The sequence below is a fragment of the Kitasatospora sp. NPDC088779 genome, assembly GCF_040685395.1.
Taxonomy (GTDB): Bacteria; Actinomycetota; Actinomycetes; order Streptomycetales; family Streptomycetaceae; genus Kitasatospora.
In genome coordinates this window covers 37074-51155 of the sequence record NZ_JBFBHW010000032.1, presented here as the reverse complement: position 1 = coordinate 51155, position 14082 = coordinate 37074, and the positions used below count along the sequence as shown (strand labels likewise).

Here is a 14082-nt window from a genome sequence, read left to right as displayed (position 1 = left end):
CATGCCTTACCCATCACGCTTGACAACAGCATTGGGAATCCTCCCCGGTTCGGTGACGGTGCGCAGCAGGTGCGTGGCGGTCGGGTCGGCGGTGAAGTCGCCGATCGACAGGTTGGTGTCGTAGTGCTCGTTCAGGCGGGCCAGCAGGTGCAGGGCGCGCAGGGAGTCGCCGCCGGCCGCGTAGAAGCTGTCCTCCTGGTGGGCGGGGGTGCCGCAGGCCTCGTGCCACCAGGAGGCGAGCGGCTCGGGCAGGACCGTGCCGGACTTTTTGGGGTCGGCCCGTTCCGTGGGCGCGCCGGTGGCCAGGGCCCGGCGGTCGAGCTTGCCGGTGGCGGTGCGCGGCAGCGCGGGGCGGCAGGTGATGAGGGCCGGCACGGCGGCGGGCGGCAGGTGGGCGGCCAGGTGGCGGCGCAGCGCCTCGGGGGTGACCTGGTGGGTGGTCTCGGCGAACAGGACCAGTCGCTCGCCGGCCGGGTCGAGCTGGGCGGCCGCGGCCCGCACGCCCGCAAGGCGAGTGGCGCAGGCCTCGATCTCGTCGGGCTCCAGGCGCACGCCGTGGAGGTTGAGCTGGGCGTCGGTGCGGCCGCAGAAGGTGTACTGGCCGTCGGGCAGGCGGCGCACCAGGTCGCCGGTGCGGTAGGCCCGCACCGGCCGGCCGGTGTCGGGGTGGGTGAGGGTGAGGTAGGCGGCGGCGCTCTCCTGGGGCCGGTGCAGGTATCCGCCCGTCAGGCCGGTGCCGGCCAGGTGGAGCTCGCCCGCCTCACTGTCCGGGACGGGGCGCCGGTCGGCGTCCAGGACGAGGGCGTGGACGCCGGGAAGCGGTCGGCCGATCGGCACCGGCTCCTGGCCGGGCTGGATGTCGGGGGCGAAGAGCGCCTCGACGGTGGTCTCGGTGGGGCCGTAGGCGTTGGCCAGGCGGCGGCCCGGGGTGAACCAGGCGGCGAGCGGGGCCGGGTGGAGGGCCTCGCCGCCGAGGACGACCAGGCGCAGGTCGGGCATCGGGGCCGCGGGGGTGGCGGCGAGCTGGCTGGGGGTGCACGTCAGCGCGGTGATCCGCTCCTGGGCGAGGAAGCGGGTCAGCGCCGGGCCCGGAACGCGGGCCTCGGGCGGGGCGATGTGGAGGGTGGCGCCGGTGGCCAGCGCGCACAGCACCTCCCACAGGATCGCGTCGAAGGCGGGGCTGGTGAGCTGGGCGATCCGTTCGCCGGACGTGATGCCCGCGACGTTCGGCATGCCGTGGGCGCGGTCGGCGAGCGCGCGGTGGCTCACGATCACGGGCTTGGGGATGCCGGTGGTGCCGGAGGTGTGGAACAGGCACCCTGTCGCGGTGTCCGCCACAGCCGGCGGCGGCCCGCCGGGCCCGGCATCGGGAACGGGAACGGGTTCGGCCCCGATCGCGGTGACGGCGGGTGCCCAGTCCGGCGGTCGGCCGCCGGGGGTGATCGCGATGGTGGCGCGCACCCCCTCGGCGAGCCGGGCCAGCCGGGCGGGCGGGTGGGTGGGGGAGAGCGGGACCGCCGCTGCTGCGGCGCGCCAGCAGCCGAGCAGCGCGCTCACCCATGCCGCACCGGGCGGCAGTGCGAGCAGGACCGGGGCCCCGGCGGCGCCGGCCGCAGTCAGGGCGCGGGCCAGTGCCTCGCTCCGCTCGTGGAGCCGGTGGTAGGTGACGGTGGTGTGCCCGTCGCGTACGGCCGGCGTGTCGGGCGCCCGGTCGGCCACGGTGGCCAGCAGGTCGGTCAAGGTGCTCATGCCACCACCACCTTGGCGGTGGCGAGGCCGTGGCGGGCGGTGCGCAGCAGCGCGAGGGTGTGCAGCAGGTCGTCGTGGGGGACGGACAGGTTGACCCGGATCGCGGCCCGGCCCGGGTAGAGGGTGCTCCAGGAGTCGCGGGTGCCACCGAACAGCAGGGTGGGGTTGACCTTGAGGCGGTGCTCGCGCCCGACCCGGTTGACCCAGGCGATAAGTTCCTCGGGCCCGTCCAAGTCGGCGGTCAGGCCCGGAAGGAGGGAGTAGCCGGCCACCGGCTGGAGGTGGTCGCGGATCTCCAGCAGGCCGCGGCCGTGTTCGGTGAGCAGGTGGAAGGACTCCTCGAAGTGGGTGCTCATCGCGTCCAGGTGCCGGGCGATCACCTGGAGGGTCTGTTCGGTGGGGCAGTCGACGTCGTGGCGGCGGTAGGCGGCACGCAGCCAGGCGTAGCGGCGCCCGGCGGCGCGCCCGCTGCTGTGGTGGGCGGCTTCGGCCATCAGCAGGACCGTCAGGTACAGCAGCACGAGCTGGCCGGCGAGCGGGCTCGGGGAGGCGACGCGGTTGAAGACGTCGTCGCGGGCGGCGTTGATCAGGGAGGTGTCGCCGCTGATGAGCAGTCCGGCCCGAAGTCCTGGCACGCACAGGTCCTTGGAGGGGGTCATCATCACCGCGGTGTCGGTGAGGGTGCCGTTCAGCGCGGCTCGGGCCCGGTCGGTGATCAGGTGCGGGTCGGGGGCGTGGCCGCCGGCCTGGAACACGATGTCCAGGAGCCGGAAGTCGGCCTGGACGGCGGGCGGGACGAAGAGGTCGCCGGTGACGCCGTTGGGCAGGGTCTCCACCAGCGCGGTGTGCCGGGCGCCGCCGCCGGACCAGTGCACGGTGCCGTCCTCGCGGTAGCGGCCTGCGATCGCGGCCGGGTTGCGGCGGGTGGCCTGCTCGAATGCGAAGTAGCACGGGGCGGGCAGGATCATGGCGGTGTCGCAGGCGGCCAGGTAGCGGGCGACGAGGCCGATCCCCTCGCTGGCACCGGCGGTGAACATCACCTGCTCCTCACCGACTGGCACGCCGAGGTACTCGCCGGCCAGCTCGGCCGCCAGTGCCCGGTCCGCGGCGTCGTGCGCGGTCCCGTACTCGTGCAGCCGGCCCTGCCGCTGGCAGCGCGCCAGGACCTGCTGCACGTGGCGGTCGGTGGCCGGGGCGGCCGGGTAGAGGTTGTAGCCGTAGCCGATCTGCGCCGAGTCCTTGGGGACGCCCTCGCGCAGGTCCCGGTAGACGGCCACGCACGCGGCGTCGGCGGGTGCCGGGAACGGGCGGATGCTCATCGGCCGGCCTCCGTTCCCAGCAGCAGGCCGGACAGCCGGGCGGTGGCGGCGGAGTCGGGGCGGGCGGCGAAGGGGAAGCGCTCACCGGCGCACAGCTCGGCGACGTCGGCGGCGATCCGGTCGGCGGGCCGGGCACGGGTGAGGGCCTGGTCGATCAGCTGGGCCGCGTGCGCCATGTTGCCGGGGCCGAGGCCGCGCCAGACGGCTTCCGCGAGGCCCAGGCGCAGCGCGGGACCGGGCAGCGGCAGGTCGGTCAGCCAGTTGACGCGGATCCCCGCCGCGTAGAGGCGCTCGGCGGCCCGGCGGGCGGGAAGGCGGGGGTCGGTGGTGACCCAGAGCTGGTGGGTGCGGGTGTGCCCGAACTCGGCGCCGGCCACGTCCCAGCCGAGGGCGGCGAGTTCCTTGCCCAGGGCGCGGGCGGTTTCGATCACGGTGCGGGCGTAGGTGTCGGCCCGGTCGGCGAAGGCGGCGAGCGCGATGCCGAGGGCGGCCACCGAGCCGAAGTGGTGGTTGGAGACGATCTGCGGCTGGACGCTGCGCCAGGCCTGGGCCAGGTCCGCGCTGTTGGTGGCCAGGATGCCCTTCTGCGGTCCGGCGAAGGACTTGTGGGTGGAGGCGGACAGGCTGTCGGCGCCGGCCGCGAGCGGGTTCTGGACGGCGCCGCCCATGACCAGTCCGAGCAGGTGCGAGATGTCCGCGTGGACCAGCGTGGCGGGGCTGGCGTCCTTCACCGCGGCGCACAGCGCGGCGAGGTCGTAGGGCAGCAGGGTGTGGCACTGGTCGACGTACAGCAGCGCCGGGCGGCGGGCCCGGCACGCCTCGGCGACGGTCGCGGGGTCGAGGTGGTGCGGGTCGGGTCCGGTGAGGGTGACCACGGGGTGGCCGAGCCGCTGGGCGATGCCGGCGGTGGCGTAGTGGCCGCCCTGCTCGGGGGCCAGGACCGCGACCGTCGCGCCGGGGGGCAGGGCGGCGATGGTCAGCTGCATGGCCTGCAGGCCGGACAGTGGGCGCACGTTGACGTGGGCGGCGCCGAGCAGCTGCTGCAGCAGCGGAACGGCGAGGCCGGTCTCCAGCCACTGCGCCTCGCGGGCGGCGGGAAAGCGCCAGGTCGCCTCGGCGGGGTCGGGGTGGTCGTCGAACATGTACCGGGCGGCCAGGTCGGCGAGGTAGGGCAGCCGGGCGGCCGGCACCAGTGTGTTCTCGGCGGGGATCAGGCACAACGAGCGGCGGGCCGCCCGCTCGCTGTGCTCCACGGCGGCGAGGGCGGTGTCCAGCAGCCGGGCGCCGTTCGGACGCCGGTCGTCCCCGGCGGCCGGCGCCGGGGAGGGGACGGTGTGGTGGGTCATGCCGCGCTCCTTGGTGTGCGGGCGGTGGTCGAGGGGTCAGGCGGCGGGGCGTGCGGTGTACAGGCCGCGCAGGAGCAGCCGCGGGGCGGCGGGGTCGTCCGAGAAGCTCGTCCGGCCGTGGCAGAGGCGGTCGTTGGCGAGGACCAGGGCCTGGCCGGCGGCCAGGGTGAGCTGGCAGCGGTATCCGAGGCCGGGGTCGGCGGCCGCCTTCAGGTAGGCGAGGGCCCGCTCGAGGTCCGCGCGGTGTTCGGGCGTGCTGGGGTGGTAGGTGTCGGTGGCGGTGAGGCTGTAGCGGGTGATGAGCCGGCCTGCCGGGTCGTGGCCGAACGCGGGTCCGGCGGTGGACAGGCCCGGGATGAACGTGGAGGTGCGCAGCAGCGCGCGGGGGTGGGTGAGTTGGGCGGCGGCCTCGGGGTCGGCGGCCTTCAGGTCGGCGAACGCGGCGATCGCGTTGAAGAGCAGGGTGTGGCCGCCGGAGTGGGCCGGGCGGGCGCACAGCATGATCGTGGTGGCGATCTGGCCGAGGTGCTGGAGGGTGCCGTCGCTGTGGAAGTTCTGGCCGGCGCGGTCCTGGAACGGGTGGGTGGGGTCGGCGGCGGCGGTCAGCCGGCTCACACCGTCGCTGGTGTGCGGGCTGCTGGCGTACTGGGCGGGGGTGAATGCGCGGCCCAGGCCCAGGGCGTCGGCGAGCAGGGTCAGGTCCGCCTCGGTCGCCTCGGTGCCGGGGACGTGGACGACGGCGTAGCCGCTGGCGGCGTAGGACTCGGCGATCTGGCGGCGGGTGCCGGGGTCGGGCAGGGACCAGTGGTCCGCGGTGACGGCGGGGGCCGGCTGCTGGGTGAAGGACGGGAGCTGCGGGGTCGCGGTGGGCCGGCGCAGGGTGGGAGCGGGCATTGGGTCCTCCTGGGCGTCGAGGTGCGTGGTGGTCAGATGACGTCGGGTGCGGTGTGGGTGAGCTGCGGGTGGTTGTCCAGCAGGTGCTGGATCGCCGCGTGGTGGGCGCCGTGTTCGCGGTCGGGTGCCGGGCGGCCTTGGTTGAGGAGGTTGAGCAGCGGGCCGAGGTGGTTCTCCAGGCGGAACCGGTCGGTGCGCGCCGTATCGAGCCGGTGCAGGTAGCCGGTGCGGACGGGGCCGTCGCCGGTGGCGGTGATCAGCGCGTCGGCCAGGGCCTTCGGGTCGGCCGGGTCGGCGAGGGCGCCGATGCCCAGGGCTGCGACCACCTCGCCGGTCGCGCCGTGCGGGTCGACGACCACCGGCAGCCGGTACAGGGCGGCGTCGCGCAGCCGCAGCCGGTGGCAGGTCGCGTTCTCCGCGGTGCGGGCGCCGGTGATCGCCAGGCACCGCGCGCTGTTCAGGAGCCGGTCGCGGTCGGTGTGGTGCAGCGGCCCGGCCGGCAGTCGCACCAGGTCGTCCAGGCCGAGCGCCCGGACCTGGTGGCGGAAGGCCTCGCCGGGCTCGTACAGCATCCGCAACGTCAGGGGCCGCCCGAGGGCAAGGGCGTGGGCCAGGGCGGGCAGCAGCAGGGCGGGGTGGCAGTAGTCCCACGCGCCGCCGCTCCACACCACATCCACCGCCGCTTCGCCCGGGCCGGCGGCGTCGGCCGCGGCCCGCGAGTAGGCGTTGAAGCCGATCGGCAACAGGCTGATCAGGTGCTCGAGGGAGGGACCGGCGCGGTGGTGCGCGGCGGACAGGCGGCCGGCGGCGACCAGCGCGCCGAGGGTGGAGGCGCGTTCGGCCTCGGAGCGCACGAGCAGGTGGTCGGCCAGCAGCAGCTGCAGACGCCAGCGGGCCACGGTGTCCTCGTACAGCGCCTGTCCGTCGGCTGCGGCGAGGCGCTCATAGTGCAGGTGCTCGATCGGCGGGGCGTTCTCCACGACCTGGAGCAGGCCCCGGGTGCGGGCGGCCAGCAGGAGACGGGTGTCGGGCAGGTCGGTGGTCAGCACCGCGTCGGCGCCGTCGAGCAGGTCCTGCCACGGCCGGGCGGTGACCGTGATCCCGGGGTGCCCGAAGGGCGAGGGCCGCGGGAGGGCGAGGGTGACCGGGTGACCGGCGTCGGCGAGGAGCTGGGCCGTCTCCCACAGGCGCAGCCCGATCCCGCCCAGCTGCTCGTCCACCGGGTAGGGGCCGGTGTGGACCAGGACCCGGCTCACCGCACACCTGCCCCGGCGATCGTCGCGGCCACGGCGGGCCAGGTGCCGATGTCGGTGAACGGGCCGGCGTCGATCGCGGGTGCTCCCAGCAGCGGACCGAGGTCCGTGCGGGCGAGGTCTTCGCCGAGCGTTGCCCGGTGCAGCACGTCGAGGACCGCGTCACCGGCCGCCACGGCGAAGGCGTAGCCGAACCACACCGCGTTGAAGCCGCGCGCCCCGGTCGCCTGCGGGCCGGGCTTGTCCGCGAAGTCCGCCACCTTCCGCCCGCCCGCCGGGTCGGGTTCCAGGCGCAGCGCCCCGTCGACCGCGAGGCGGGCCGGATCGCTCTCGTCGGCGGTCAGGAACGCGGCCGGGTGGCCGACGCGGATGGCGTCCAGGAGCGCGCCGATCGCGGCGGGATCGGGGTGGGTGAGGATCTGGTCGGGGAGCAGCACGGCGGTCGCCGGGCTCCACCAGCCGCTGGTGCTCGACACCGCGCCGGTGGACTCCGCCCGGTCCGGGTGCTGGTGGCACACCGCCAGCGGCAGGCCGAGGTGCTCGCAGCGGGCGACGAGGTGGCGGGCGGTGGCCTCCCGTCCGTCGCCGAGCACGGCGGCCACGCGCAGGCGGCCGGCGTGCGGGGCGAGCAGGTCCAGGGTGTGGTCCAAGGCGACCCGGCCGGGGCCCACCGGGACCAGTTCCTTGGCGATCGGCAGGCCCAGGCGGCTTCCCGCGCCGGCCAGCGGCAGCACGACGGTGTCCCGCATCACGCTCGCCTCCCCGCACCGGCACGGCCGGCGGCGAGCACGGCGTCGGCGAGGATCGCGGCACCGCGCAGGGCCGTGTCCTCGGCGATGACCAGCGGAGGGGCGACCGTGAGCACCGCACCGAACGCCCTCACGAGGACCCCGGCCTCCTGCGCCACGGTGGTGGCCTCCTGCGCCGCGGCCGGGGACGTCATCTCGACGCCGATCAGCAGGCCCCGCCCGCGCACCTCCCGCACCGGCGGCGCGCCGGCCAGCTGCTCGCGCAGCTGCCCCAGGACCCGCGCACCGATCGCGGCCGCCCGCGCCGGCAGGTCCTCTCCCTCGACGATGTCGAGCACCGCCAGGGCCGCGGCGCAGGCGGTGGCGTGCCCGCCGGTGGTGTGGCCGTGGCGCAGACCGCCCAGCAGCGGGTCCCGGCCGAACACCTGGTAGAGGTCCTCGCGCACCGTCACCGCGGCCAGCGGCGCGTACCCTCCGGACAGGCCCTTCGCGGTGACCAGCAGGTCCGGCCCCGTCGCCGGGTCCAGGTCGTGCTGGAAGGCGAACATGGCGCCGGTGCGGCCGAAGCCGGTGGCGACCTCGTCGGCGATCAGCAGGATCCCGTGCCGGTCGCACAGCTCGCGCAGCCGCGCGAACGTCCCCTCGGGCGGGACGATCACGCCGCCGACGCTGAGCACCGGCTCGGCCACGATCGCCGCGATGGTGTGCGGCCCGACCTCGGCGAGCCGGCGCTCCCACTCGGCCACCCCCGGCACCCGGCACCGGTGCTCGCCCCCGCCGGCGGCGCAGTCGGGGCAGCGCGGGGTGGCCAGGTGAACGAATCCGCCGGGCAGCGGGCCCGCGCCCTCGCGGCGGAACGCCGCCCCGGTCGCGGCGACACCGGCCGTGGTCGCGCCGTGATAGCCCTCACCGAAGGACGCGATCGTGGTGCGGTCACGGTCGCCGTTGATCCAGTGCACCATCCGGGCGATCTTGACGGCCGCCTCGATGCCCTCGCTCCCGGAGTTGCAGAACAGCGTCCGGGACAGGCCGGGCGGGGTGAGGGAGGCGATCCGCCGGGCCAGCAACGCCGCCGGCGCGGTGGTCACCTCCGCGAGGTCCCACGTCATCAGCCGCTGCGCCTGCGCGGCCATCGCCTCGACCACGGAGGTCCGGCCGTAGCCGACCGTGGCGTTCAGGGTGCCGGCCCGCAGGTCCAGGTACTCGCGGCCGCGGTCGTCGCGCACCCAGCAGTCCCGACCGCCCGTCAGGATCAGGCGGTCCTTGACCGCGAGCGGTTCCCACGGGTGCCACAGGTGCTCGGAGTCGGCGCGTCGGACGGTGTCGGGGACAAGCTCTGCGGGTGTGCTCACGGGTCGTACCTCCGGGTTCGTGGCATCGGTTGTCGGGGCGGTGCGGACTGTCATCGGCGCCGGTCGCCTGGAAGGGCGAGGATCCGGTCGGCGAGCTCGCTCGCCATCTCCTGCGGGTCACGGTCGGTGGTGTCAAGCGCAATGAGGCGCCGGTGCCGGCGGCCCATCACGGCGAGAGCGCTGTGGAAGCGGGCGCTGAACGCGGCGTCGCCGGCGGCCCGGTGGTCGCGGACGTCGACGTGGTGCCCTTCGGCGATCCGCCGGGCGAGCCGCTCGGCCCGGGTCTCGATGCCGGCGGTCACGTGGACTGCCAGGTCGCAGCGGGCGAACACGCCGGGCCAGCGCAGGGCCACGCGCGCCGCGCGATAGGGACCGCCGGCGATGCCGAAGGCCGCTGTCCGGTCGACGCCCCCGTCCTGGATGATCACGTCCACCTCCTTCGCCTTCCGGCGTCCGCCTCGGACCAGGAGGCTGTCCAGGGCGAACCCGCCGATCAGGTAGGCCGTCGTCGTGAGCCAGCTGTCCGGCTGCCGGGCCGAGGACAGGTGGCGGAGCAGCCGGTCCAGGGGGTGGCGGCGGGCCATCATTCCGCGGTGGCGCCGCGCGGTCCTGCCGCGGCGCTGCAGCTCGGCGACCAAGGCGCGGACGAGGGTCGACTTCCCGGCCAGGTCGATGCCGTCAACGCAGACAAGAAGGGTCATGGCTTCCTCGAGATGTCGTCGAACTGGCGGACTGAACAAGGGACTTGAGGTGTCCTAGGGGTGCACTTCCGAGCCCTTGGGCGGGTGCGACCAGAGAACTCGATCGCAGGCGCGCGCGGGAGGGTCACAAGGGGGGTTCACAGACCACGAAAGCGGCTCCCACGCACCCCCCGCGTGCCCTAGGCTCGTACACCCCGTCAACAGGAGGGCACGCCGCGTGATCATCCGAAGGTGGGTACGAGGTGACGAAGACGCAAGCCCGGGCCAAGGCACCCAACGAGGCCCTCGCCCGGCTCGTCGCGGAGACCGGTGCGAGCCGCAAGTCGCTGGCCTACCGGCTCAACAGGCTCTGTGAGCAGGCCGGACACCCCCGCAGCTACACGCACGGGAGCTGGACGTTCCCTGTCAAGTTCTTGTGTTCAGATTTCAGCCCTCTTTGAGCCGCCGCTGCGCTCCCTGAGGTCGTGGTGACGCCCTCGACGATCGGCAGTGCTGCGGTCTGAGCAGTGTTCAGCGCAGTGGACGGTCACGGCTTCGCGGAGCGGAGGTTCTTGGCCAGCGCCTCGGCTGCTGGCCTCTGCCCGGGATCGTGAGCGAGGCCAGCGAGAAGGGCGTCTTCGAACTGAGGGAACGGCCAGGGGCGGGAGGCTGTCAGATCGCGGGGGTGGCCAGCGGCGATGTCGGCGAGGAGTTCGGCTCGGCTGCTGTCTGGGTCGCGGTAGTCGGTCGGTGGGGTGCGGGTCCAAGACCAGAAAAGGGAGGCGACCAGCGACCACACGTCCGCCTCGGGTGTGGTTGCGATGTGCTCGGTGGAGCCGATCACGAGGGCTGCCACCTCGGGGGCGGTGGTGTGGGTCATGCCGCCGCGGTGGACGTAGAACGGTACGGGGACGGGGCCCTGGGCACAGGCCAGGTCGATGATCCGTACGGCGTCGTCCTCGAAGACGACGTGGTCGGGCTGAAGGTCGCCGTGGGTCCAGCCGGCGGTGTGGAGGTCGGCGAGGGCTTCGGCGGCCTCGGCGGCGGCCGTCAGGATCGAGCGGCGGGCGGCTGGGGTGTCGTCGCCGCGGTGGGCGGGTTCCATGGCGTCCCAGAGGCTGGTGCCGTCGATCCACCGCATGGCCAGCCAGGTACCGTCCCCGCACCGGCCGTGGGCCCGGTAGTGGTCGGCTCCGAGCGCGGCCAGCACCTCGCCTTCGCGGCCTGCCATCAGGCCGTCGGTGATCTTCAGGGCGGTGTCGCCGACTTTGAAGAAGGTGGTGCCGCGCCGTTCGTGCAGGAGCTTCGGGTCTCCGTCGAGGCCGAGCTCGGTGATCAGGGGGTGCACGGAAGTCCTTCCGGGAGGTCTGTTCTCCGGCGGGTGTCCTGGTGGCCAGCCTGCCGGACTTCGGGGCCGGGGGCGAGTGGCGGGTGTGGCCGCCGGGGGCGGGCTGCCGTGTTCGGGGCGCCTGCGTCGGCCGGGCTTCAAGTTGCCCTAGGGTGTGGGGAGTTCCCGGTGGCGGCTCGCTGCCGGGACTTCGTGCTTCCTGGGGCGGAGTGGATCATGCGATACGTGCGGTTGCTGCGGCGCGGGCCTGTGCTTCTGCTGTGGGGAGCGCAGACGGCGTCGGTGTTCGGCGACCGGCTGTACGCGATGGCCGTGATGTGGATGGCGTGGGAGCACGCGGGCGCCGGGGCGATGGGTCTCGTGGCCGTCGCCGAGTCACTGCCGTACATCGTGCTCGGCACGGTGGGGCGCCGGGTGATGGACCGGTTCGCGTCGCTGCGGGCCCTGGCGGTGGTGGACGCGGTGCGGCTGGTCCTGGTGGCCACGCTGCCGTGGGCGTGGTCCGAGTTCGGCACGGCGGGGCTGATCGCCTCGGCCGCGCTGCTGGGGGTCGGCGGGGCGCTGTTCGACCCGAACCTTGGCGCGATGGTGCCGGACCTGGTCAGGCCGGGCGAGGTCCAGGCGGTGAGCGGGCTGATGGACCTGACCGGCCGCATCGCCCGGATCGCCGGCCCCGGGGCGGCCGGGCTGCTGCTGGCGGTGATGCCGCTGGCCGGGCTGTTCTGGGTGGACGCGGCGACGTTCGCCGTCTCGGCCCTTGCCCTGGTGCTGCTGGCCGCCCGCGTCCGCCTGGCTGCTGCCGCCCCGCAGGCCGGGCCGCAGGCGGCGGGGGTGTGGCCGGGCGCCTGGTCGCTGGTGCGGACCCATCCGGACACCGGGGTGGTGCTGGCGGTGCACGGGATCGGGATCTTCGCCGGGGCGGTGTCGCTGGCGATGCCCGCGCTGCTGGCTGCCCGGCTCGGCGCCGGGGCCTCCGCCTACGCGGCGGTGCTGGCGTGCACCGGCGCCGGGGCACTGGCGGGCAACCTGGTGGCCGGGAACGTGCGGCTGCCGGCGCCGCTGACGGCGGTGTACTGCGGTGCGTGGGCGGTGTCCGGGCTGGTGCTGGCGGCCACCGGGTTGGCCGGGTCGCTGCCTGTGCTGTTGGCGCTGTCCGTGTTGTCGGGGGCGGTGTCGCCGTTCCTGCAGATCGCGCTGTCCACGCACTTCGCGCTGTTCCCTCCGGCCGCCCGCAGGCGGCTACTGACGGTGGACCTGACCGTGATCCGCACGTGCGGGACGGTCTCGATGCTGTTCGTCCCGGCGCTGGCCGCCGGCGGCCCGAGGGCCGCGTTCCTGGGCGGCGGCCTGGTGGTGGCGGTGGTCGGCGGGGCGGGCGCCGTGCTGGTGCTGGTCCTGGCGCGGGGGCGCCGGCCGCTGCCGGAGGCCGCGCCGGTTCCGGAGCTGGCGGCCCGCGACTGAGCACGGGCACGGGCCCCTCGGTGCGGGGCCCGGCCGGTGTGCTGGTGGTGCTCAGGTCAGCCGGCGAGCAGCTGCCAGTGGGTGACGGTGATGTCCTCCAGCGGGATGCCGAGGTCCTTGTAGATCCGCTGGTGCATGGCGCCGAACCAGGCGTCGCGGCGGTCGTCGAAGAACGCCTGGTCGTACCAGGCGACGCCGAGCAGGACGGTGCCGCCGCCGTTGGGGTTGCCGGGTTCGGCCTCCCAGTAGGTGCACTGCCAGTCCCAGAGCATGAGCTCCTCGGGGCGGTTGCGCAGGCGCTCGTCTGACTCGCGCAGGGACTGGATGCACCGCTCGGCGGTGGCCGCGTCGGGGCAGTAGTAGGTGCAGTCGGACTTGGCGATCGGGGTCTTGTCGGCGCGGCGGGCCGCGTCGGCGTCCTCCCCGGTCAGGACGCGGACCCGGGTCACCAGGTCCTCGCGGGTGGCGATCTCTTCGAGGATGGTCACGGTGTTGTGCTCCTCTCGCTGGGGTGTTGATCCCTTGGGTGGTGCTACCAGCCCGTCCCGGTGACCGGGTCGAGGCTGGGGCTCTGGGGGTCGCGTCGACGGACACCGTCCGGGGCGACGTAGCGGACGTTCAGGCCGACCCGGGCGCCGTCGCCGGTGTTGGTGCCGGAGCGATGCAGCAGGCGGCTGTCCATGAGCACGGCGGACCCCGCCGACAGGGGCAGGGCGGTCGTGGCGTCGGCGGTGAAGCCGGTCGCCTGGTCGGCCCGGCCCCGCTCGGCACCGTGCTCGGCCTCCGAGGAGAACGGCAGGTAGCCGAAGTGCTGTGAGCCGAGGACGGCGTGCAGGCAGCCGTTGTCGAGGGTGGCGTCGCTGATGGCCAGCCAGGCGGAGACGGACCGGCCGGGGTCGAGTTCGACGCGGGCGTCGATGCCGTCCTGGTGCCAGGGGATCTCGAACGTGCGGCCGGGCCACTTCACCACGAGGAAGGTGTTCTCCACCGCGATGGCTGGCCCGATGACGTCCTGTACGGCGGCCAGCAGCTGCGGGGCACGGACGGCCGCGCGGGCCCACTCGGCGCTCAGGTGCGGGTTGCGGACGATCTCCTGGCGGCCGGCGCGGTGCTCGGCGACGAGCTGGGCGGCGCGGGCGCGTGCCGCTGCGGGCGTGGACCACTCGACGCCGGTCCGCAGTCCGCGGCGGCCGAGGACTCCCTCTGCGCTGGTCACACTGGTCATCAGGTCCGATCCCTTCGAAGCGGGGTTTCCCTGGGCGATGCGGGGTGTCGGCTCAGGCTGCCGTGCGGGGGCGGGTGGTGCCGGGCGCGAACGGCGGCCGTATCGGGGCACGTCCGGGCCGCGGGAGCACGCGCAGGGCGGCTCGCACCGCCCGGCGCGGGACGGCCAAGAGCTGACGTCGGGTCACCGGCTGTTCGGGCAGGGCCAGCTCGGCCCAGACCCGTTTGCCCCGCTCGGTCCGCTCGGCCCCGTGGGCCAGGGCCAGGTACTCGACCAGTTCCAGCCCTCGGCCCCTCTCTGCGTCGGCCCCGGCCCGGCGGCGCCGGGGCAGCGCGGTCGAGCCGTCGTAGACCTCGACCAGGGCCCGCCGCAGCCGCACGTTCACGTAGACGGCGACGGTGAGCATCGGGGCCTGGGTGTGCCGGACGGCGTTGGCCACCAGTTCGGAGGTGACCGTGTCCAGCGCGAGGCGGGTGTCCTCGTCGAGCAGGACGCCCCAGCTGACGATGCGGGTCCTCACTCTGCGGCGGGCAATGGGGACGGAGACCGGATCTCTGGTCAGGAAGAAGACATGGGAGTGCACGACCACGGTGAGGAACCCTTCGGCGCTGGCCTGGAGAGCGGCACCGGCCACCCGGGAATGGACGAGCGGGTGGGCGGTGCCGCCGATCGTGGAGCCGCAGCGGCCCCTCGCTTCCGGGGCTCT

The 14082-nt window shown here is 74.8% G+C and carries 14 protein-coding genes; 2 read left to right on the top strand and 12 right to left on the bottom strand.

The features are described from left to right. Positions 1-6: 6 nt before the first annotated feature. Genes AB0P03_RS26620 through AB0P03_RS26585 form a run of 8 tightly spaced genes read right to left on the bottom strand, consistent with a single transcriptional unit; the run spans position 7 to position 9363 of the window. Positions 7-1749, bottom strand: coding sequence for an amino acid adenylation domain-containing protein (locus AB0P03_RS26620; protein ID WP_363631214.1), 1743 nt, complete (start codon positions 1747-1749; stop codon positions 7-9). Continuing rightward, positions 1746-3068, bottom strand: coding sequence for an aminotransferase class I/II-fold pyridoxal phosphate-dependent enzyme (locus AB0P03_RS26615; protein ID WP_363631212.1), 1323 nt, complete (start codon positions 3066-3068; stop codon positions 1746-1748). Before AB0P03_RS26615 ends, AB0P03_RS26620 begins: the two co-directional genes overlap by 4 nt. Then, on the bottom strand, positions 3065-4414 hold the full coding sequence (locus AB0P03_RS26610) for a hypothetical protein (RefSeq protein ID WP_363631210.1): 1350 nt from the start codon (positions 4412-4414) through the stop codon (positions 3065-3067). The genes AB0P03_RS26615 and AB0P03_RS26610 overlap by 4 nt, the downstream gene beginning before the upstream one ends. A gap of 36 nt (positions 4415-4450) precedes the next feature. Further along, positions 4451-5308 (bottom strand): TauD/TfdA family dioxygenase, encoded by an 858-nt coding sequence (locus AB0P03_RS26605; protein ID WP_363631208.1) that lies wholly within the window; start codon positions 5306-5308, stop codon positions 4451-4453. Positions 5309-5340: 32 nt separating this feature from the next. Further along, a complete protein-coding gene (locus AB0P03_RS26600) occupies positions 5341-6564 on the bottom strand; it encodes a hypothetical protein (protein WP_363631206.1) in 1224 nt (407 codons plus the stop codon). Then, entirely contained in the window at positions 6561-7310 is a 750-nt protein-coding gene (locus tag AB0P03_RS26595; RefSeq protein ID WP_363631204.1) for a hypothetical protein, read from the bottom strand. The genes AB0P03_RS26600 and AB0P03_RS26595 overlap by 4 nt, the downstream gene beginning before the upstream one ends. Then, positions 7310-8662 (bottom strand): aminotransferase class III-fold pyridoxal phosphate-dependent enzyme, encoded by a 1353-nt coding sequence (locus AB0P03_RS26590; protein WP_363631202.1) that lies wholly within the window; start codon positions 8660-8662, stop codon positions 7310-7312. Before AB0P03_RS26590 ends, AB0P03_RS26595 begins: the two co-directional genes overlap by 1 nt. Positions 8663-8712: 50 nt before the next feature. Beyond that, positions 8713-9363: a hypothetical protein gene (locus tag AB0P03_RS26585; protein ID WP_363631200.1), complete on the bottom strand. Its 651-nt coding sequence runs from the start codon at positions 9361-9363 to the stop codon at positions 8713-8715. A 242-nt stretch (positions 9364-9605) separates the two neighbouring features. Here AB0P03_RS26585 and AB0P03_RS26580 point away from each other — a divergent pair, with 242 nt between their 5' ends. After that, complete coding sequence (locus AB0P03_RS26580; protein WP_363631198.1) at positions 9606-9803, top strand: hypothetical protein; 198 nt, start codon at positions 9606-9608, stop codon at positions 9801-9803. A gap of 86 nt (positions 9804-9889) precedes the next feature. Here AB0P03_RS26580 and AB0P03_RS26575 read toward each other — a convergent pair whose 3' ends face one another. After that, complete coding sequence (locus AB0P03_RS26575; RefSeq protein ID WP_363631196.1) at positions 9890-10690, bottom strand: hypothetical protein; 801 nt, start codon at positions 10688-10690, stop codon at positions 9890-9892. Between the two features lie 216 nt (positions 10691-10906). Between AB0P03_RS26575 and AB0P03_RS26570 the strand changes: the two genes are divergently transcribed. Further along, entirely contained in the window at positions 10907-12151 is a 1245-nt protein-coding gene (locus AB0P03_RS26570; RefSeq protein ID WP_363631194.1) for an MFS transporter, read from the top strand. A 56-nt stretch (positions 12152-12207) separates the two neighbouring features. On the opposite strand, the gene AB0P03_RS26565 is transcribed toward AB0P03_RS26570, so the two are convergent. Genes AB0P03_RS26565 through AB0P03_RS26555 form a run of 3 tightly spaced genes read right to left on the bottom strand, consistent with a single transcriptional unit; the run spans position 12208 to position 14010 of the window. Beyond that, positions 12208-12639: a hypothetical protein gene (locus tag AB0P03_RS26565; protein ID WP_363631192.1), complete on the bottom strand. Its 432-nt coding sequence runs from the start codon at positions 12637-12639 to the stop codon at positions 12208-12210. 44 nt (positions 12640-12683) lie between these two features. After that, entirely contained in the window at positions 12684-13376 is a 693-nt protein-coding gene (locus tag AB0P03_RS26560; protein ID WP_363631190.1) for a phytanoyl-CoA dioxygenase family protein, read from the bottom strand. A 52-nt stretch (positions 13377-13428) separates the two neighbouring features. Beyond that, positions 13429-14010 carry an ATP-binding protein gene (locus tag AB0P03_RS26555; protein WP_363631188.1) on the bottom strand — a complete coding sequence of 194 codons (582 nt, stop codon included), beginning with the start codon at positions 14008-14010 and terminating at the stop codon, positions 13429-13431. Between the last annotated feature and the right edge of the window lie 72 nt (positions 14011-14082).